Consider the following 19,161-nt stretch of genomic DNA (forward strand, 5'->3'; position numbering starts at 1 on the left):
ACAATGTTAAAACTTGCAAAAACTTCACTTATCGCAGTTGCTGTTATGGCAACATCGGTTGTCGCATCAGACATCCTTGTTACCGTAAACGGAAAGAACATCACTAAACAGGATGCAGAGGCTTTCGTAAATGCAACTTCACCTCAGGCACATTATGCGCAGTTGACACCTGAGCAGAAAGCATTGGTGAAAAAGACATTGATTGAAAAAGCACTCTTTACCGAACTTGCGAAAAAAGAAGGGATTGACAAGACTCCTGAGTTTAAAAGAAATATGGCAAAGATCGCTGATGAGCTTATGGTCAATATGTGGATGAAAAAGCAGATGGACAGTGCTGTGGTCAGCGACAGTGAGGCAAAAGCTTTCTACGAGAAGAACAAAGATAAATTCATGATGCCTGAAACAGTACATGCCAGACATATTCTTGTAAAAACAGAAGAAGATGCAGAGGCAATCATTAAAGAGCTTAAAGGACTTAAAGGCGAGGCACTCAAAAAGAAGTTTATCGAGTTGGCAAAAGCAAAATCTACAGGCCCTTCAGGACCAAAAGGCGGAGATCTCGGAAACTTTAAAAAAGGGCAGATGGTACCGGAGTTCTCTAAAGCAGTATGGGCACTGAAAGTAGGAGAGATCACAACAAAACCGGTCAAAACACAGTTTGGTTATCATGTGATCTATCTTGAGGAAAAAACAAAAGCCAAGCCGGTCGCCTACGATGTTGTTAAAGAGAAGATCATTGCTACACTGAAGCAGCAGGAGTTTGCCAAAAAGATCGCTGATATGGCAAAAGAGCTGACAAGTAAAGCAAAAATCGTTGATATGAGCAAAGAGACGAAGAGAGAGAAAAAATAAGCCAGATCGCAAACAGGGGAGGAAGAATGAAAAAGATAGTTGTAGCGATAGGGCTTAGCAGCGGACTGTTGATCCAAAGTGCATCTGCAGATGCACTGAAGAACAGTCTTTCCGGTATGCTGAACAAAAAAGAAGAGACACCTGCCATGGTCAACTTAAACGGGATCAGTCTAGGCAGCAAGCCTGATCGGGTGAAACCGAAAACGCGCTCTGCCAAAGCGGTTATTGCTACGGTCAATGGTATGGAAATTGTAAAAAAAGAAGCAGACAACTATCTCTCCAAACGTACAAAGGGCAAAATCAAAGATTTCGATCTACTACCCAAAAAACAGCGTTTGGCACTTGTTAAAGAGCTGGCTCTTCCTATGCTTTTGGCAGAAAAAGCAAAGAAGGAACTCTCAAGTGAAGAGAAGGATGCGGTTCTCTCACGTGTCTGGATGCAAAAATCAGTTGCCGCAACCAATGTTCCTGATGAACAGGTCAGGGCAGCCTATGAGAAGATAAAGGCACAGGCTAAAGCGCAAAGTGCATTACAGCAGATACCTCCTTTTGAGGCAGTCAAAGACCGTATTAAACTGCAGATCATCGAACAACAGGTGGTTGCACAGCTGCTCAATGGTGCCAAGATCAGAGTCGAGCCCTCTTCAGATACGATTGCAGGATATGTCGGCATGATGGCACTGACTATTGATGAGGTGAACAAGGCATTGCAGATAAGAACCAACGGGAAGATGACCTGGGCAACTCTGCCTGAGAAGGAGAGAAAAAGAGTGCTGCAGATGGTCGCACCTGCCAAATTGATCGCGTTGGCAGCCAAAAACGGTCTTTCCAATGAGGAACAGGACACGGCTCTGGCAAACTACTGGATGCAAAAAAAACTCTCCCGGATAAGTGTAACGGATGAAGAAGCAAAGAGACGCTATGAAAAGATCAAAAAGATGGCCAAGAGATCTCAAAACAAGAAAAAACTTCCTGAGTATACGGAACTTGAGAAGAGTCTGAAGATGCAGATCGCACAAGAGAAGTTTATCGAGAAGTTAACAAAAAAAGCAAAGATCACATTGAAGTAAAGGAAGCAGTGAATATGTCTACAAAAGTGTTAGATACAGTAAATGCGGGTGTAGTTACCGGAGATGATCTCCAAACACTCTTTAGGATTGCAAAAGAGAATGAATTTGCCATTCCTGCAGTTAACGTGGTAGGAACCTCGTCGGTAAATGCTGTTATGGAGGCAGCTAAAAAAGTAAATTCTCCTGTCATTGTACAGTTCAGTAACGGCGGTGCAGCCTACTATGCGGGAAAAGGCATTCCTTCGGAAAAAGGTGCTGTTCTTGGAGCGATCTCCGGTGCACAGCATGTACATACTATGGCTGAAGCTTATGGTGTACCTGTAGTACTTCATACAGATCATGCAGCAAGAAAGCTGCTTCCATGGATCGATGCACTGCTTGATGCAAGTGAAACCCATTTTGAACGATATGGCAAGCCGCTCTACTCGTCGCATATGATTGATCTTTCGGAGGAACCGATCGAAGAGAATATTGCTACTTGTAAAGTGTACCTGGAACGTATGAGTAAAATAGGAATGACTCTGGAGATCGAGCTTGGAGTAACGGGTGGTGAAGAGGATGGTGTTGACAATACCAATATTGATAACGCTCTACTCTATACACAACCTGAGGAGGTTGCGTATGCCTATGAAGAACTGATGAAAGTCTCTGATAAATTTACTATTGCTGCATCGTTCGGGAATGTACACGGAGTATATAAACCGGGTAACGTAACGTTGACACCAAAGATCCTGGACAATTCTCAAAAGTACATTGAGGAGAAGTTCAGTACACGTCAAAAGCCTGTAGACTTTGTTTTTCATGGTGGCTCAGGTTCCGAGCTTTCGGATATCCGTGAGGCTATTGGTTATGGTGTTGTGAAGATGAATATCGATACTGATACCCAATGGGCATTTTGGGACGGTGTGCGTCAATACACAGCTTACTACCATGACTACCTGCAAGGCCAGATCGGCAATCCAGAAGGTGAAGACAAACCTAACAAGAACTACTATGATCCTCGAAAATGGCTTAGAGAAGGTGAGCTCTCTATGGTCAAGAGGCTTGAACAGGCATTTGAAGACCTTAATTGCGTAGGACGCAATTAAGAGGCATTGAGTACCGAATGTTTGGAAGAGGCAGCAAAGTTGCCTCTGAATCTACCTTCCCCTATTCAATCTATCTTTTTTGAAAATAAACAGTTCTATTTAAAACGTGATGACTTGATACACGCTGACTTTTCGGGGAACAAAGCACGTAAATTTCACTATTTTTTAACACATAGTTTTCCGCATATTAACAAGGTGGTCTCTTATGGTTCAGCACAGTCCAACGCTATGTACTCACTCTCAGTATTGGCAAAGATGAAGGGGTGGGTGTTTGAGTACTATGTGGATCATGTCGCAGACTATTTACAAGAAAATCCGCATGGGAACTATAGAGCAGCATTGCAAAACGGCATGGTGCTTCGACCAGCTCAGAAAACGGTTGCTGAGCTGGTCGAAGGGAAACCGGATATACTGTTTATCGAAGAAGGGGGGCGTCAACAAGAAGCTGTATACGGCATTAAGATATTGGCCCAGGAGATCATAGCCTGGCAAAGAGAAAATAATATAGAAAAACTTAATATATTTTTGCCATCGGGTACGGGGACGACGGCACTTTTTCTCCAAAAATCCCTCTTAACACTCAATGCTCAACGCTCAACGCTTGTATACACGACGCCATGTGTTGGAAATAAAGCTTATTTGAAGGAACAGTTTTTAATGCTGGAAGAAGATAAAGTATTCCACCCGACTATCTTGTGTTTGGAAAAAAAACACCATTTTGGCAAACTCTATAGAGAAAATTACGAAATTTGGCTAAAATTACAACAACAAACGGGCGTCCTGTTCGATCTGCTGTATGATCCTTTGGGGTGGCGGACACTGTTAGTCTATCCCGAAGTTTACAGCAAGCCGACACTTTATATCCACCAGGGGGGAGTGCTTGGCAATGAAAGCATGCTCCGACGATATGTGCGGAAATACCCGTCTGTCATGAGTGAATAATTAATGGGCACCTCTAATAACCCCATACGCCCATAATGGGTTTTGCAGATGTGAGATTTTGCAAGAGGCTTTCAAGTCCTAGCCAAAGCTAAGACGATGGAAGCATCTTGTGAAAGATCGCGTCTGCAAAGCCCACCCTTTGGGCAATGCCGGCTTTGCCCTATGCGGCGTTACACTTTTTCGACTTAGCTACGGCTAGGTCTGTAAAGTGTGCCTTGCCTAGAACAAAGCCGGCAATGTTATGAGCATATGGGGTTATTAAAGGTGCCCTAATAATGAATAGTGAATAGTTTTGGTATGCTTTCTTTTAGAAAGCTTTGATTAAAAAAGGTAGAAAATGAAAATATTGTACAGTAGTGATGATACATTTGAATCGAATTTCAATGAACTTTTAGAACGTGGCAAGATGGATATAGAGGGAGTAACCGGAATTGTTTCCGGATTGCTCAAAGAGATACAGACAGATGGAAACAGTGCACTTAAAGCACAGATTGCACGTTTTGACAGATGGGAACCGCAAAGTGATGATGACCTTCTGGTCTCAGTCGAAGAGATGGCAAAAGCATACGAGCGTATTGACCCCGCACTTCGTGAAGCCTTGCATCTGTCTTATGAGCGTATTGAAGCTTATCATCAGAAACTGATGCCAAAGACCTGGATGGACAAAGAAGAAAACGGAACTATCCTGGGACAAAAAGTAACGGCCGTAGACCGAGCAGGTCTTTATATTCCTGGTGGAAAAGCAGCCTATCCAAGCTCTCTTTTGATGAATGTGATTCCAGCACAGGTTGCGGGTGTAAAGGAGATCGTAGTCTGTACTCCGGCACCTGATAATGAACTCAATGAGCTGCTTCTTGCTGCATGCCACCTTTGTAAAGTCACCAATGTATTCAAAGTGGGAGGTGCATCAGCGATAGGAGCAATGGCGTATGGAACCGAGACTGTCCCGAAAGTTGATGTGATCACGGGACCAGGAAATATCTTTGTGGCAACAGCCAAGAAACTGGTGTATGGTGAAGTGAATATCGATATGATCGCAGGGCCTTCTGAGATCGGTATTCTGGCAGATGAGAGTGCCAAAGAGGACTATCTTGCGATCGATCTTCTTTCGCAGGCAGAACATGACGAAATGGCAAGTTCTATTCTTATTACCACCGACAGTGAGTTGGCAAACAAGGTCAGCGATAAAGTAGAGGAGTTTCTCAATACCCTTTCACGGGAAGATATTGCAAGAAAATCCATAGAAGAGCGTGGAGCGATCATTGTTACAAAAGATATGGACGAAGCGATTGAGCTGATGAATGAGATTGCTCCGGAACACTTGGAGGTAGTGACTAAAGATCCCATGACTTTGTTAGAGAAGATCAGACATGCGGGTGCCATTTTTCTTGGAGAGAATACACCGGAGCCTATTGGAGACTATATTGCAGGACCGAACCATACACTTCCGACAGGCGGTACGGCAAAATTCTACTCTCCTCTGAGTGTAGAGAACTTTCTGAAAAAATCTTCGATCATTATGATGAGTAGGCAGGGAATGGATGAGATCGGTGAGAAGTGTGCTTTAATCGCCAATACAGAAGGCTTGACAGCACATGAAGAGAGTGTTAGGATCCGTTTGAGAGACTAGCATCTTCTCTGTATATTCTCCATACTTGGTGAGAGTATGAAAAATATTATTTTTTTAAAAAACTGTTTACATGCAGTTTTTACCAGTTTTCTTACGGTTCTTGACCGATTAGAGACCTTTTGGCACGTCAGACAGGCATGAAGCTGATCTGATGCCTGTCGGATTTCCTCTGTAAATTACGTATAAAACATATTGTCGTACATAGATTTTGCCCAGGTAAATTGTGACTTGTGTTTGCCAAGAGTATTATCTCTCCAGTCTTCATCTGAGATAGTCTTGGCAAACTTTGTTTCTCCTTTGGAACCATATGTATATTCCGAAAGCAAAGAGATCTCACGTTGGGGCTTCATTGAAATCAGTGATACACAAAAAGTGATAGGTGATTTCCATTTTATCGCGTTTTTTCCGATGGCATCAGCAACCATTTTAGCTACATTGGCACCTTCAGTATAGGCGGTATTACCAGACTTTGAAAAGCCCATAGGTCTTAAGTCTCCACATCCGAAGATGTTATCATGCCCTTTGAAGCGATAGGTATAGACATCGAGGTTGGCTTCAATACGGTTGTAGGGAGTTTTGGTGGTCAGACCAAGTTTTTCAAGAAGCTTTGGTGCACGAACATTCGGGTAGAAAGCAGCATCTTCAAAAGGTATTTCATCAAATTCAGTCACTACAGTTTTTTTATCTAAGTCGATAGACTCTATTGTAGTCGAGGGCATATAGACAAGTTCTTCCTTGTATAGCTCTTTGAAAGCAGAAAGAAAGCCCTCTTCTTTGATAGTTACAGTATTGTTTGCATCAAGAATAACTACTTTGCCTTTTATTTTATTGCGTTTAATATGGTCAGCAAGCAGACAGGCCCGCTCATAAGGAGCAGGTAAACAACGATAGTTTCCGTTGGGTACGGTGATGATAAAGTTGCCGCCTTTAAAATGTTTGATTTTTCGTTTGAGTGTTAAATGTTCTGAACCGGGAATAAATGCCGGAGGATATTCTCGTTGGATACGTTTTTCAAATGCATTATCGCCTTTGCTCCATACGTAATAGTCATACTCTATGCCTGTAGCAAAAACAAGGTAGTCATAGTGCAGATCACCTTTGGTAGTTGAGAGGATATTCTCTTTGGCATTGAGTCCTGTCGCTTCGGCTTGCAGGTAGGTGTAGTTATGGTTATTCGCTGCATCAATAAAGCTGTGAGTTAAAAACTCCAGGTCAACCAAATCAAAGAGCCAGGCATTGCTGGCAGGGCAGGATACAAAGTGATCACGTTTTTCAACCAGTGTTACATTTGCGTGTGGCACATACTCTTTGACATGTTTGGCAAAGGAGAGTCCTGACCACCCCCCGCCTACTACTACAATATGAGGACCTTTTGAAGGTTTTTTGTTTGTTTGTGGTATTTGGGTGTTTTTTGAAGGCTCTGCTTTCATCATGGAAGAGAGCGACAAGAATGCAATGAGTGAACTTTTAAAAAGGTCTCTGCGTTTCATAGGAAATCCTTTTTTTTTGAAATAAAAAAGGATTATAACATAGATGAGATTATTGCTAATTTTAAAAATGTATTTTTTGTTGAATTATTTAAAGGAAAATGAGAATTGTTTGCCATACTATTTTGGTGGTCAGGATGATTTCCTTGTATCATGTACTAAGAAAGAGATGGAGAAGAGGATAAAGACTTGAACTATTTCCTGCAAAAGTATAAATAGCAGTTGTGTTTTTATAGAGAGAAGGATGATAATAAAAAAGAGCAGATATCCAATAAGGGTTTAGAAAATTGCATTTTGGTGCGGACAAGAGGACTCGAACCTCCACGGGATTGCTCCCACTAGAACCTGAATCTAGCGCGTCTACCAATTCCGCCATGTCCGCATGATTATCTGGAATTTGTGATTATAAAAAAGAAGTGGCGCGGCGGACGAGACTCGAACTCGCGACCCCCTGCGTGACAGGCAGGTATTCTAACCAACTGAACTACCGCCGCACCTGAACCTAAAAAGGTTGAAAAGTATTTTACCTTTTTTTCTTTAAAAAAGGTTATGGTGGTCGCTACAAGACTCGAACTTGTGACATCTACCTTGTAAGGGTAGCGCTCTACCAACTGAGCTAAGCGACCGAAAATGGCGACCCCTAGAGGATTTGAACCTCTGTGACTACGATGAAAACGTAGCATCCTTGGCCACTAGATGAAAGGGTCATCTAGATCCAAACAGTCACATATTGTATGGTGGTCGCTACAAGACTCGAACTTGTGACATCTACCTTGTAAGGGTAGCGCTCTACCAACTGAGCTAAGCGACCAACGAAGTGATTGTTTTGGTGGTGACCCGTCTAGGATTCGAACCTAGGGCCCACTCCTTAAAAGGGAGTTGCTCTACCAACTGAGCTAACGGGTCACAGTGACGAAAAGTGTGAATGGCGCGGCGGACGAGACTCGAACTCGCGACCCCCTGCGTGACAGGCAGGTATTCTAACCAACTGAACTACCGCCGCACATTACACATGGTGGTGACCCGTCTAGGATTCGAACCTAGGGCCCACTCCTTAAAAGGGAGTTGCTCTACCAACTGAGCTAACGGGTCACACGACTTATGCAGATTTTCTGAATAAGTGGACGGAATTATAGCCAAGACCGTCTTTATTGTCAAGAGATTTTTACAAAAACCGAAAAAATTTTCAAATATTCAGTTTTACAGCAAGTTTTTTAACGGCATACTGAACAGACTGCTCCTGTACCGATTCCCTGTTCCCTTTAAAGATGCAGTGGTATATCTCTTTCTCTCCCGGTGTCAGAACACCTATATAGACAGTACCTACCGGTTTGAACTTAGTTCCTCCAGCAGGTCCGGCAATACCGGAGACGGCGATGGCATAGTCTGCGTTTGCCATTTTTACAATACCGTCAAGCATCTGAGAGACACACTCTCTGCTTACAGCACCATAGTTTGCCAATACTTCATCCTCAACACCAAGCCAGAGATGTTTGATCTCATTTGAGTAAGTGACACAGGAACCGTTCAGTACGTTTGAAGCACCCGGGATCGCAGTAAAAGCTGCAGCGATCCTTCCCCCTGTACAGCTTTCTGCAAATGTGATCGTCTCTTCTCTTTTTTCCAGTTCTCTGATGATATTTTCTACTGATTTCTTTAGTTTCTTCATGATAAAATTGTACCAAAAGTAGCCTCTAATAGACATTTGGATATAATCACACGATAATATAAAAGGGGCGACCCTAAAAAGGTATTATCGACTATGGATTATAAAGAGACACTTCTCCTCCCCAAAACAGACTTTCCGATGCGTGGAAATCTTCCTGCGAATGAACCAAAAAAGTATAAGCACTGGTTTGATACCAACATTTATGAACAGATGAAAACCAAACGTGAAGGTGCTCCTGTATTTACGCTTCATGATGGTCCTCCTTATGCCAATGGTGATATTCACATCGGGCATGCTCTCAACAAAATTCTTAAAGATATTATCCTGAAGTATAACTATTTTCAGGGGAAAGCAGTTCGTATGACACCAGGCTGGGACTGTCACGGCCTGCCTATAGAACAGAAAGTTGAAGAGAAACTCGGAAAGTCCAAGAAGGAAGCAATGCCAACCGAGCAATTCAGGGAACTCTGTAGAGAACATGCAGCAAAGTTCATTGATATTCAAAGAGACGGTTTTAAATCACTTGGAGTAATTGCTGACTGGGAGAACCCCTATGTAACTATGGATTTCAAGTTTGAAGCGAATATTTACAGGACCTTGTGTGAAGTAGCCAAGAGAGGATTGCTTGTGGAGCGCCATAAGCCGATCTTCTGGTCATGGGCAGCACAGACGGCACTGGCAGATGCAGAGGTTGAGTATGAAGATAAAGAGGATTACTCGATCTACGTACATTTTGAGCTTTCCGATGCGGCAAAAGAGAGGGTAGGGGTTGAAGGAAAAGCCGGGCTGGTTATTTGGACGACGACACCCTGGACACTGCCGGCCAATACTGGTATTTCCATTAATCCTGATGAGATGTATGTACTTACCGATGACGGACATATCGTTGCAGAAGCACGTTATGATGCCATGATCGAAGAGGGAGTTGTCAGCGGTCATGCTTCACGGAAGATTGCTGCTACAGAAATGGAAGGGTTACTGGCGATAAACCCGCTGAACGGCCGCCCTTCAAAAGTAGTTCTTGGTGAACATGTATTGATGGATGGTGGTACCGGGTGTGTACACACAGCGCCAGGGCATGGTGAAGATGACTATAAAGTAGGGCTTAAATATGGTCTTGAAGTGCTTATGCCTGTGAATGAGAAAGGACTTTATGATGAATCGGTCGTAGGGTTGAACCTTCTGCCTGAGCCTGAAAAGTTTGTGGGAATGCATATTTTTAAAGCCAATGAGCCGATCCTTGAGCTTTTAGGAGACAATTTACTGAAAGTCAGCAAGTTCACACACTCTTATCCTCACTGTTGGAGAACGAAAAAGCCTCTCATCTACAGAGCGACCAATCAGTGGTTTATATCAATTGACGATAAAGCGGAAGGTTCTGACAAGACTTTAAGGGACGCAGCACTGAATGCCATTGAATCTGTCGAGTTCTATCCGGCTACGGCTAAAAACAGACTGCAGCCTATGATTGAAGGAAGGCCGGACTGGTGTATCTCCCGTCAGAGAAGCTGGGGTGTACCTATTGCCTTTTTCCGGGTCAAGAGTACCAAAGAGGTAATCTTTGATGAAGATGTGCTTGAACATGTAGCATCACTCTTTGATGTATATGGTGCAGACGCATGGTACTCTATGAGCATCGCAGAGCTTTTGCCTGAAGGCAGCAGATACAATCCTGACGAGCTTGAGAAGATCGAAGATATTCTGGATGTATGGTTTGACAGCGGTTCGACATGGAATTCGGTACTGAGTTCGGGTAATTATGATGCAGGAAACTATCCGGCATCACTTTACATTGAAGGAAGTGACCAGCACAGAGGGTGGTTCCAGTCTTCACTGCTTCTAAGCAGCGCAATCAACCAGATCTCTCCATATGAGACATTGATCACCCATGGTTTCACTGTCGATGAGAAGGGTGAAAAGATGTCCAAATCCAAAGGGAATGTTGTTGCTCCGGATAAAGTTATCAGGCAGTATGGCTCTGAGATACTCAGGCTGTGGGTTGCACTTTCAGATTATCAGACGGATTTGAAGATCTCTGACGGTATATTGAAGCAGACAGCAGAACAGTACAGAAAGATAAGAAATACTTTCAGGTTTCTGCTTGCCAATGTGAATGACCTGGATACTGTAGTGGCACAGGAAGCTTACGGAGAGCTGGATAGGTGGATATTTAATAAAGCAAGAGAAGTCTTTGCTTTGGTTAAAACGAGTTTTGACAGCAATGATTTTCTTAAAGGTTTTGCAACGCTCAATCACTTCATTACCAATGAGTTGAGCGGTATCTATATGGATATTACCAAAGACAGGCTTTATTGTGAGGCAAAAAACTCTGATGTCAGACGTGCAACACAATCTACGATGCTTCTTATTGCCAAGGCGATGTTGGGGTTGGTAGCTCCGGTACTTACCTATACTGCAGATGAGATCCTGGAGTATGCTCCGGCTATTTTCAAAGGGGGAATGGAGAATGTGTTTGATCTTGTCTATGAACCGCTTCCTGAAGTAGCTGCAAGTTTCAATGATGCGATTTTGCTTGAAGCCAGAGAGAAGTTCTCCGAAGCGATCGATTCCCTCAAGAAGGAGAAGATCATCAAATCAACACTTGAGCTTGAAATAGCAGGAGAGAGAGAAGCACTGCCAATCAGTGAAGATAAAGATATTGAAGACTGGTTTGTTGTTTCGGCTGTGAAAACAAGCAGTGAGGGAGATGAAGTGGCTTCTTTCGAAGTAGATGGCAAGACCTTTACTGTTCACAAGGCAACAGCGGCGAAGTGTCCAAGATGCTGGAGATTTACAAGCAGTTCTGAAGAGTGTGTCTGTGAACGTTGTGCAAGTGTTGTTGGAGAAGAGGCATAATGTTCGATCTCTCCCAACCTGTCCAACTGAGTGTGATCATCGGTTCGATCGTTTTTGTTTTTGGGTTGGTGGGAATTGGTCTGGCTATTGTTGCATACTATAAAAAGAAGTTCGATATTAAATAAGGATAAACAGTGATAACATTAAAAGAAGCATTAACAAAGTCTGCTGAGGAGTTGGCAATATTGCGACAGGAGCTTGAGGCAAAGGCAAAAGAGAGCGGTCTTAATGCGTATGTCGGTTTTGAAAGTTCGGGTGAAGGCGTACCTATTCTTATTAAAGACAATATTCAGGTAAAAGACTGGTCTGTCACTTCGGGTTCAAAGATCCTTCAAGGGTATATCGCACCTTATGAAGCAACAGCAGTTAAAAATTTGAAAGCTAAAGGAATGATGGCCTTTGGACGTGCAAATATGGATGAGTTTGCGATGGGGTCAACCACTGAGAGCTCCTGCTATGGACCAACGAAGAATCCGTACGGCGAAGAGAGGGTTCCGGGAGGAAGTTCCGGCGGATCGGCTGCAGCAGTAGCGGGAGGTATCGCTATTGCTGCTCTCGGATCCGATACAGGAGGGTCTATCAGGCAGCCTGCAGCCTACTGCGGATGTGTCGGGATGAAACCAACTTATGGACGTGTCAGCCGTTTTGGTCTTGCTTCCTATGCGTCAAGTCTTGATCAGATCGGACCTATCACACAGAATGTGGAGGATGCGGCTATTCTTTATGATGCAATTAAAGGGCATGATGACAAAGACTCTACCTCTGCGGATTTTGAGATAGAAGATATCGCGAACAATCTCAACCCGGATGTAAAGTTGACTATTGCAGTGATAGACTCCTATGTAGAAGCGGCAGATGCCGACATCCAAAAAGCTTTTGCCGATACTGTAGCAAAACTGGAAGCGGCAGGACATACCATTGTCCGCAGGGAGATGAGTAATACAAAATATGATATTGCTACATACTATATCTTGGCTACAGCAGAAGCAGCGACAAACTTGGCACGCTATGACGGTGTACGCTATGGCACCCGGGCAGAGTCCAAAACAACCGAAGAACTTTTCTATAATACAAGAAGTGAAGGTTTTGGAGAAGAGGTTAAAAGACGTATTTTGTTAGGGAACTTTGTGCTTTCATCAGGTTATTATGATGCTTATTATGTGAAAGCACAAAAAGTCAGACACCTCATACGGGATGAGTATAACAAGATATTTGAAGATGCAGATCTTATTCTTTCGCCTGTTGCACCAAGTGTAGCACCGAAGATAGGTGCACTGCATGATCCGCTTGAGATGTATAAGTCAGATATGTATACATTGGGTGTAAACCTTGCAGGATTGCCGGGTATTTCACTCCCTGTCGGAAAAAACAGTGAAGGTATGCCGATTGGGCTTCAGCTTATTGCCAAAGCTTTTGATGAAAAAACACTTTTTAACGGTGCTGCAAGTATGGAAAAAGCAGTTAACTATACTAAATAAATAAAGGAAAATTATGAGAATCAAAAAAAGAGCATTGACATTTGAAGATGTATTACTGGTACCACAACACTCTACTGTATTGCCTAAAGAAGTAAGTGTCACAACACAACTTACCAAAAGGGTTTCTCTTAATATTCCTATTGTTTCAGCAGCAATGGATACTGTAACAGAATTCAAAGCAGCGATCGCGATGGCAAGGCTTGGAGGGATCGGTGTGATCCATAAAAATATGGATGTAGCCACACAGGCACTTCAGGTTAAAAAAGTAAAAAAGTCTGAGAGCGGGATCATTATAGATCCGATCTTCATCGGTCCTGATGCAACGGTGGCTGAAGCAGATGCATTGATGGGCGAATACAGGATCTCAGGTGTACCTGTGGTTGATGATGCGCAGATACTTATCGGTATTATAACCAACCGTGACATGCGCTTTATTACTGATATGTCATTAAAGGTAAAAGAGGTTATGACACCTGCACCGTTGGTTACTGCTAAGAAAGGTACCACTCTTGAAGAAGCGGCAAAGGTACTTCAAAAACATAAGATCGAAAAGCTTCCAATCGTAGATGACGATGGAAAACTGATAGGTCTTATTACTATCAAAGATATTGAAAAGAAAGAGCAGTATCCTCATGCGAATAAAGATGAATTCGGACGTCTCAGGGTAGCAGCGGCTATCGGTGTGGGACAGCTTGAACGTGCCAAAGCATTGGTAGAAGCGGGGGTTGATGTGATTGTTCTTGATTCTGCGCATGGACACTCCCAGGGGATCATGGATACAGTACAGCTTATCAAAAAAGAGTTGGATGTTGATGTGATCGCCGGAAATATTGCTACAGGTGAAGCTGCGAAAGATCTTATTGAAGCAGGTGCAGATGGTGTTAAAGTAGGGATCGGACCAGGTTCTATCTGTACAACACGTATTGTTGCAGGTGTTGGTGTACCTCAGATCTCTGCTATTGATGAAGTGGCACAGGTTGCACATCAGTATGGTGTACCTGTTATTGCAGACGGAGGTATTAAATACTCCGGGGATGTAGCAAAAGCATTGGCAGTAGGTGCCAGTTCGGTCATGCTCGGATCTGCGTTGGCCGGAACCTATGAAGCACCAGGTGAGATGATCATCTACAACGGTCGTCAGTTCAAAGAGTATAGAGGGATGGGGAGTATCGGTGCGATGACAAAAGGAAGTACCGACAGATATTTTCAGGAGGGAACAGCAGCAGATAAGTTAGTTCCGGAAGGGATCGAAGGGCGTGTACCGTATCGTGGGAAGATCGCAGATGTTATCCATCAGATGATCGGTGGGCTTAGATCTTCTATGGGGTACTGCGGTTCTGAGAGCATCAAGATATTCTGGGAGAAAGCGGAGTTTGTCGAGATCACTGCAGCGGGACTTAAGGAGAGTCATGTACATGACGTTACCATTACAAAAGAGTCACCAAACTATCACGGTTAAAAAACTTTCTTTCGTTGCACCTTTTAAGGTGTAACTCTCTTTCCCGCCAAAGTGCAGTTATATTAAAATTTTCGAACTGTATCAAATCTATAGGCAAGCGTAAAGTATGTTTTATTATACATAGACCTATTACCCTTAAGAGTATCAATAATACTATATAAAGATATAAATAGAATACAAGTAATCATAAGCTATAATTTATATAAATATTTTAAATTAAGGAAACTTAGAATGCATGAACAGACCTTAGCGATCCATGCCGGATATGAAAAAGATGCACAGGGAACCATGGCGGTACCGATCTATCAGAGTACTGCGTATGAGTTCAGAGATACGGAACATGCAGCAAATCTATTCTCTCTCAAAGAGCTTGGCAATATCTATACCCGTTTGATGAACCCTACAACAGATGTATTCGAAAAGCGTTTTGCTGCACTTGAGGGAGGAGCTGCCGCGATCGGTACAGCTTCAGGGATGGCGGCGATCTTTTATGCCATTGCCAATGTAGCTGAAGCCGGAGACAACATTGTTGTTGCAAAGCAGGTGTATGGCGGAACGACAACATTGACAGGGCATACCATTAAACGTTTTGGGATTGAAACACGTTACTTTGATGTGACAGATCCATCCCAGATAGAACCTCTTCTCGATGAAAAGACGAAGCTGATCATTTTTGAAAGTATCACCAATCCGAGTATTGATGTGGCTGACATTGAAGCGATTGTAGCAGTTGCAGACAGACATGGTATTTTGACATGTGTAGACAACACGGTGGCAACACCGGTACTTTGCAAGCCGCTTGCATATGGTGTTGACCTGACTGTACACAGTACCAGTAAATATACAACCGGTCAGGGGTTGGCATTAGGCGGGATCATTGTTGAACGCAAGGATCTGGTAGAAAAGATTAAAGGTAACGACCGTTACTACCATTTCAATGAACCTGATGCCAGCTATCACGGGCTTGTCTACAGTGACCTTCCGCTTCCTTTGTTTACGTTGAGAGTAAGACTGGCATTGCTTCGTGATCTTGGCGGTGCACCAAGTCCGTTCAATTCATGGCTGCATATTCAGGGATTGGAGCATCTGCCGCTTCGTATGAGACAGCATTCCGCCTCAGCCTTAAAGATTGCAGAGTTCCTTGAATTACATCCGAAGGTCAAAAAAGTGAATTATCCGGGGTTGAAAAGCTCTCCGCAGCATGGATTGATTGAAAAATATTTTAAAGAGGGTATGGCAAGCGGACTGCTCTCTTTTGAAGTAGAAAGCAAAGAGACAGCACAGCAGATCGCAGACGCTACAGAGATCTTCTCGGTCGTAGTCAACATTGGTGACAGCAAATCGATCATTACACACCCTGCAAGTACGACACATCAGCAGCTCTCACCGCAGGAACTTATCGACGCAGGTGTACCGGGTGGACTTATCAGGCTCAGTATCGGGCTTGAAGATACGCAGGATCTCATTGAAGATCTGAAAAAAGCATTAGAATAAGATGTATGATGGGTGTTGCAAAGTATTGCATAAAAAAATTTGCATACAATTGCACGTCAGCAGAAAGAGATAATCTGTTTTGAGCATCAAAAAATACGTTGGCAAACGCACCCTACAAGTTTAAATATGATAAAATGTTGCACTTAAATCCTATCACAAAAGCCGTGTATGAAAATAGAAACCAAAACAGCACATTTCAGTTCACCACTTTACCTTGAGAGCGGACGTATCTTGGAGCCGTATGAGATCGCTTATGAGACCTACGGTGAACTTAATGAAGAGAAATCCAATGTCATACTTGTCTGTCATGCACTCAGTGGTTCACATCATGCGGCCGGTACGTATGAAGGGGACAGAAAACCGGGCTGGTGGGATGGACTTATCGGAGACGGTAAAGCAATAGATACGACCAGATATTTTGTGATCTGTACCAATGTGATTGGTTCATGTTTTGGGAGTACAGGTCCTATGAGTGAGAGTTACCCCTCACTGGAACCGTACCGGCTTAAATTCCCTGTTGTGACCATTAAAGATATGATCCGTGCACAGATGCATCTGCTCTCAGATCTTGGTATCTACCATGTACGTGCTGTCATCGGAGGTTCTATGGGTGGCATGCAGGCACTGCAGTTTGCTGTGGATTATCCCAACTTTGCAGATGACATCATTTCGCTGGCAGCAACGTATGCTACACGACCGTGGACAATAGCGTTCAATAAAGTGGCAGTTGAAGCCATACGTCGGGATCCAAGATTCAAGCATGGGAATTATGCTAAAGATGATTTTAAAGAAGAAGGGTTGGACGGATTGGCGGTCGGGCGTATTGCGGGGCATATTTCCTACCTTTCTCCCGATTCAATGGATGAGAAGTTTGGACGAAACTATGTGAGTAATGATGGGCTTTTTGAACTTTTCGGCCGTTATGAAGTAGAACGCTATATGGAGTATAATACCAATAACTTCTCTACGATCTTTGATCCGCTTTCCTATCTTTACATTGTGAAAGCGATCAATACCTTTAACTTGAGCCGCGGGTATGATTCTCTGTATGATGCAGTCTCCCGTATCAAGGCAAGAGTGCATCTGGTCAGCTTCTCTTCAGACTATCTTTTTTTCCCTTCAGAGATGGAACATATTGCCAAAATGCTGGAACGTAATGGGCAAGAGTATACTTACCTGGAAGTAGAGAGCAGTTATGGGCATGATGCATTTTTGGTAGAACTGGATAAATTTGATCAACACATCAAAGATGTGTTGAAGTGAAGGTTTATGGTAAGGTGCTCTTGCTTTGCAAGAAAGGCATAATTAATAATGAATAGTGAATAATTTTGGTATGCTTGCTTTTAGAAAGCTTATATTATTTGTAGGGTGCATACTTACGCACCATTAAGGTGTACGAATGAAAACTGAAACATTTGAAGAGAAATTGGCGTACTCCAAGCAGCTGCTTGAGAAACTGATGGACCCGGAGATCACACTTGAAGAGTCAGTAAAACTTTATGAAGAAGGTTTGAAAAATATCAAAGAGGCAGAAAAGCTGATTGAAGAGGCAAAGATGAAGATCTCCTTGATCGATCAGGCGAACCAGCAAAACGAAAGTGAATTGTAATGGCAAAGAAACTGGTAGTAGCGGCACTGCAGCTGCCTACACTGGGTATGAATGCTACACGTTTGGAATTCTATCTGAAAAAAGCGACAGAACGCGGTGCACAGGTTATGCTGCTTGGAGAGTATGTACTTAATCATTTTTATAAAGAACTTGCCTCTATTTCCAAAAGTATGGTTAAGGCACAAACAAAAAAACACCTGGAATTGCTCAAGGAGCTTTCAGTCAAATATAATATCGTCTTTGTGGCACCGATCATTCTTGTTAAAAAAGACGGTTACTATAAAACAATTGTCAAAATCACTCCGAAGAATACACGTTATTATGAACAGCAGATCCTGTTACCTTATGAACATTGGAATGAAAAGGCATTTTTCTCTAATGTCATTAAGCCACTCAAAGACCCTATGGTCTTCAAGCTCAAAGGTTTCAAGATCATGGTGATGGCAGGGTTTGAGATGCATTTCGACCCTTTCTGGAAAAAAGTAATGGAGAAGAAGATTGATCTGGTCCTGCTTCCTACGGCATCGACATTCGGTTCACATAACAGGTGGCGCGAGATCATCAAGACCAAAGCATTTTTGCACGGGTGTTTTATTTTGCGTGCCAACCGTTTGGGTGAGTACAGCGATGAAAATGTCAAGTGGAAATTCTATGGTGATACGATGCTGGTCTCTCCTGATGGTGAAGTTGAGATGATGCTGGAAGACAAAGAGTCGATGCTTGTAGAAGTGATCGATAAAAAAGAGGTGATCGGACACCGTAAAACATGGCAGTTTGAAAAAGCTCTTAATGAGCATGAAGTATAAGCAGGAGAGGAAAGTATGATACAAGAAGAGTATTTCAACCGACAGATACAGTTATGGGGTGAGGCAACACAAAAGAGTCTGCAAAAGAAGAAGATCGCTATCATTGGTTCAGGTGGACTTGGTTCTACCCTGGCAATGGCACTGGGTACTTCAGGAATCGGTGAGATTCACTTGGTAGATTTTGATACAGTCTCCAATCATAATATCCATAGACAGATCGCTTTTACACTTGAAGATGAAGGCCTGAATAAAGCCAAGACCATTGCAAAGCTTCTGGAGCGTAAAAATCCTTTTGTCAAAGCTGTGGCTTTCGATATGCCTTTTGATGATTTTAAAGAGATGGGAAACAGTTATGATCTGATTCTGGATGCAACAGACAATCTTCCGGTACGCTCTGAGATAGACAGGTATGCAAAAGCAACCGGCAGACCATGGATCTATGCCAGTGTGGAAGAGTTCAACGGCCAGGTCTGCTTCTTTGAAGAAGCAAATTTTCAGGTATTCAATATCTCTGACCACAAGCCTGGAGGCATTGCTGCACCGATCGTCATGCATATTGGATCACTCCAGGCAAATTTTGCATTGCGTTATCTTGCAGGGCTTCCTGTTGTGAAAGATAAGCTCTATTACCTCTATTTTAATAACGAGGGTGAACTTGTTACACAGAAGTTTGGAATGCCAAAAGCATAATAGTGATAGAATTGTAAAAATTTAAAAGGAC

Annotated in this window: 16 protein-coding genes and 8 tRNA genes; 14 read left to right on the plus strand and 10 right to left on the minus strand. The window is 43.0% G+C overall.

Going from position 1 to position 19,161, the window contains the following annotated elements; translation table 11 throughout:
• Nucleotides 1–3: 3 nt before the first annotated feature.
• The 5 genes from IMZ28_RS02980 to hisD all read left to right on the plus strand — a co-directional run bounded on the left by IMZ28_RS02980 (nt 4) and on the right by hisD (nt 5,582).
• Nucleotides 4–852 carry a peptidylprolyl isomerase gene (locus tag IMZ28_RS02980; RefSeq protein WP_197549267.1) on the plus strand — a complete coding sequence of 283 codons (849 nt, stop codon included), beginning with the start codon at nt 4–6 and terminating at the stop codon, nt 850–852.
• Between the two features lie 26 nt (nt 853–878).
• A complete protein-coding gene (locus IMZ28_RS02985; protein ID WP_197549269.1) occupies nt 879–1,922 on the plus strand; it encodes a hypothetical protein in 1,044 nt (347 codons plus the stop codon).
• 14 nt (nt 1,923–1,936) lie between these two features.
• Nucleotides 1,937–3,010 carry a class II fructose-bisphosphate aldolase gene (gene fbaA / locus IMZ28_RS02990; RefSeq protein WP_197549271.1) on the plus strand — a complete coding sequence of 358 codons (1,074 nt, stop codon included), beginning with the start codon at nt 1,937–1,939 and terminating at the stop codon, nt 3,008–3,010.
• 21 nt (nt 3,011–3,031) lie between these two features.
• On the plus strand, nt 3,032–3,952 hold the full coding sequence (locus tag IMZ28_RS02995; RefSeq protein WP_232087506.1) for a 1-aminocyclopropane-1-carboxylate deaminase/D-cysteine desulfhydrase: 921 nt from the start codon (nt 3,032–3,034) through the stop codon (nt 3,950–3,952).
• 337 nt (nt 3,953–4,289) lie between these two features.
• The gene (gene hisD / locus IMZ28_RS03000) at nt 4,290–5,582 is read left to right on the plus strand and encodes a histidinol dehydrogenase (RefSeq protein WP_197549272.1); all 1,293 of its coding nucleotides are present in this window, start codon (nt 4,290–4,292) and stop codon (nt 5,580–5,582) included.
• Nucleotides 5,583–5,758: 176 nt separating this feature from the next.
• On the opposite strand, the gene IMZ28_RS03005 is transcribed toward hisD, so the two are convergent.
• From IMZ28_RS03005 to IMZ28_RS03050, 10 genes are all read right to left on the minus strand, one after another.
• Nucleotides 5,759–7,072 carry an FAD-dependent oxidoreductase gene (locus IMZ28_RS03005; protein ID WP_197549274.1) on the minus strand — a complete coding sequence of 438 codons (1,314 nt, stop codon included), beginning with the start codon at nt 7,070–7,072 and terminating at the stop codon, nt 5,759–5,761.
• 292 nt (nt 7,073–7,364) lie between these two features.
• Nucleotides 7,365–7,451 (minus strand) — tRNA-Leu (locus IMZ28_RS03010).
• A gap of 35 nt (nt 7,452–7,486) precedes the next feature.
• Nucleotides 7,487–7,563: transfer RNA gene (locus tag IMZ28_RS03015), tRNA-Asp, on the minus strand.
• 56 nt (nt 7,564–7,619) lie between these two features.
• Nucleotides 7,620–7,695: transfer RNA gene (locus IMZ28_RS03020), tRNA-Val, on the minus strand.
• A 5-nt stretch (nt 7,696–7,700) separates the two neighbouring features.
• Nucleotides 7,701–7,776 (minus strand) — tRNA-Glu (locus IMZ28_RS03025).
• Nucleotides 7,777–7,804: 28 nt separating this feature from the next.
• Nucleotides 7,805–7,880: transfer RNA gene (locus IMZ28_RS03030), tRNA-Val, on the minus strand.
• 19 nt (nt 7,881–7,899) lie between these two features.
• Nucleotides 7,900–7,975, minus strand: a tRNA-Lys gene (locus tag IMZ28_RS03035).
• Between the two features lie 20 nt (nt 7,976–7,995).
• Nucleotides 7,996–8,072 (minus strand) — tRNA-Asp (locus IMZ28_RS03040).
• 13 nt (nt 8,073–8,085) lie between these two features.
• A tRNA-Lys gene (locus IMZ28_RS03045) sits at nt 8,086–8,161 on the minus strand.
• A 94-nt stretch (nt 8,162–8,255) separates the two neighbouring features.
• Nucleotides 8,256–8,738, minus strand: a complete 483-nt coding sequence (locus IMZ28_RS03050) for a CinA family protein (protein WP_197549276.1) — start codon at nt 8,736–8,738, stop codon at nt 8,256–8,258.
• A 93-nt stretch (nt 8,739–8,831) separates the two neighbouring features.
• Here IMZ28_RS03050 and ileS point away from each other — a divergent pair, with 93 nt between their 5' ends.
• The 9 genes from ileS to IMZ28_RS03090 all read left to right on the plus strand — a co-directional run bounded on the left by ileS (nt 8,832) and on the right by IMZ28_RS03090 (nt 19,130).
• Complete coding sequence (gene ileS, locus IMZ28_RS03055) at nt 8,832–11,594, plus strand: isoleucine--tRNA ligase (protein ID WP_197549278.1); 2,763 nt, start codon at nt 8,832–8,834, stop codon at nt 11,592–11,594.
• Nucleotides 11,594–11,719, plus strand: a complete 126-nt coding sequence (locus IMZ28_RS11050) for a hypothetical protein (protein ID WP_269472901.1) — start codon at nt 11,594–11,596, stop codon at nt 11,717–11,719. The genes ileS and IMZ28_RS11050 overlap by 1 nt, the downstream gene beginning before the upstream one ends.
• 9 nt (nt 11,720–11,728) lie before the next feature.
• On the plus strand, nt 11,729–13,072 hold the full coding sequence (gene gatA / locus IMZ28_RS03060; RefSeq protein ID WP_197549280.1) for an Asp-tRNA(Asn)/Glu-tRNA(Gln) amidotransferase subunit GatA: 1,344 nt from the start codon (nt 11,729–11,731) through the stop codon (nt 13,070–13,072).
• A gap of 13 nt (nt 13,073–13,085) precedes the next feature.
• On the plus strand, nt 13,086–14,531 hold the full coding sequence (gene guaB / locus IMZ28_RS03065; protein ID WP_197549282.1) for an IMP dehydrogenase: 1,446 nt from the start codon (nt 13,086–13,088) through the stop codon (nt 14,529–14,531).
• A 231-nt stretch (nt 14,532–14,762) separates the two neighbouring features.
• Nucleotides 14,763–16,025, plus strand: a complete 1,263-nt coding sequence (locus tag IMZ28_RS03070) for an O-acetylhomoserine aminocarboxypropyltransferase/cysteine synthase family protein (RefSeq protein WP_197549284.1) — start codon at nt 14,763–14,765, stop codon at nt 16,023–16,025.
• A gap of 168 nt (nt 16,026–16,193) precedes the next feature.
• Nucleotides 16,194–17,288, plus strand: a complete 1,095-nt coding sequence (metX, locus tag IMZ28_RS03075; protein ID WP_197549286.1) for a homoserine O-acetyltransferase MetX — start codon at nt 16,194–16,196, stop codon at nt 17,286–17,288.
• Between the two features lie 136 nt (nt 17,289–17,424).
• Entirely contained in the window at nt 17,425–17,634 is a 210-nt protein-coding gene (gene xseB / locus IMZ28_RS03080; RefSeq protein ID WP_197549287.1) for an exodeoxyribonuclease VII small subunit, read from the plus strand.
• Nucleotides 17,634–18,440, plus strand: a complete 807-nt coding sequence (locus IMZ28_RS03085) for a carbon-nitrogen hydrolase family protein (protein ID WP_197549288.1) — start codon at nt 17,634–17,636, stop codon at nt 18,438–18,440. Before xseB ends, IMZ28_RS03085 begins: the two co-directional genes overlap by 1 nt.
• 15 nt (nt 18,441–18,455) lie before the next feature.
• Nucleotides 18,456–19,130, plus strand: coding sequence for a HesA/MoeB/ThiF family protein (locus IMZ28_RS03090; RefSeq protein WP_197549289.1), 675 nt, complete (start codon nt 18,456–18,458; stop codon nt 19,128–19,130).
• Nucleotides 19,131–19,161: the final 31 nt, after the last annotated feature.

Origin of the sequence: Sulfurovum indicum (genome assembly GCF_014931715.1) — a bacterium.
GTDB lineage: Bacteria > Campylobacterota > Campylobacteria > Campylobacterales > Sulfurovaceae > Sulfurovum > Sulfurovum indicum.

Excerpts from the sequence above, each read along its gene's own strand:
- IMZ28_RS03050 (WP_197549276.1), bottom strand. The coding sequence starts at position 8,738 with ATGAAGAAACTAAAGAAATCAGTAGAAAATATCATCAGAGAACTGGAA.
- IMZ28_RS03070 (WP_197549284.1), top strand. The coding sequence starts at position 14,763 with ATGCATGAACAGACCTTAGCGATCCATGCCGGATATGAAAAAGATGCA.
- xseB (WP_197549287.1), top strand. The coding sequence starts at position 17,425 with ATGAAAACTGAAACATTTGAAGAGAAATTGGCGTACTCCAAGCAGCTG.
- ileS (WP_197549278.1), top strand. The coding sequence starts at position 8,832 with ATGGATTATAAAGAGACACTTCTCCTCCCCAAAACAGACTTTCCGATG.
- IMZ28_RS02985 (WP_197549269.1), top strand. The coding sequence starts at position 879 with ATGAAAAAGATAGTTGTAGCGATAGGGCTTAGCAGCGGACTGTTGATC.
- IMZ28_RS02980 (WP_197549267.1), top strand. The coding sequence starts at position 4 with ATGTTAAAACTTGCAAAAACTTCACTTATCGCAGTTGCTGTTATGGCA.
- guaB (WP_197549282.1), top strand. The coding sequence starts at position 13,086 with ATGAGAATCAAAAAAAGAGCATTGACATTTGAAGATGTATTACTGGTA.
- IMZ28_RS03005 (WP_197549274.1), bottom strand. The coding sequence starts at position 7,072 with ATGAAACGCAGAGACCTTTTTAAAAGTTCACTCATTGCATTCTTGTCG.
- fbaA (WP_197549271.1), top strand. The coding sequence starts at position 1,937 with ATGTCTACAAAAGTGTTAGATACAGTAAATGCGGGTGTAGTTACCGGA.
- IMZ28_RS03085 (WP_197549288.1), top strand. The coding sequence starts at position 17,634 with ATGGCAAAGAAACTGGTAGTAGCGGCACTGCAGCTGCCTACACTGGGT.
- metX (WP_197549286.1), top strand. The coding sequence starts at position 16,194 with ATGAAAATAGAAACCAAAACAGCACATTTCAGTTCACCACTTTACCTT.
- IMZ28_RS11050 (WP_269472901.1), top strand. The coding sequence starts at position 11,594 with ATGTTCGATCTCTCCCAACCTGTCCAACTGAGTGTGATCATCGGTTCG.
- IMZ28_RS03090 (WP_197549289.1), top strand. The coding sequence starts at position 18,456 with ATGATACAAGAAGAGTATTTCAACCGACAGATACAGTTATGGGGTGAG.
- hisD (WP_197549272.1), top strand. The coding sequence starts at position 4,290 with ATGAAAATATTGTACAGTAGTGATGATACATTTGAATCGAATTTCAAT.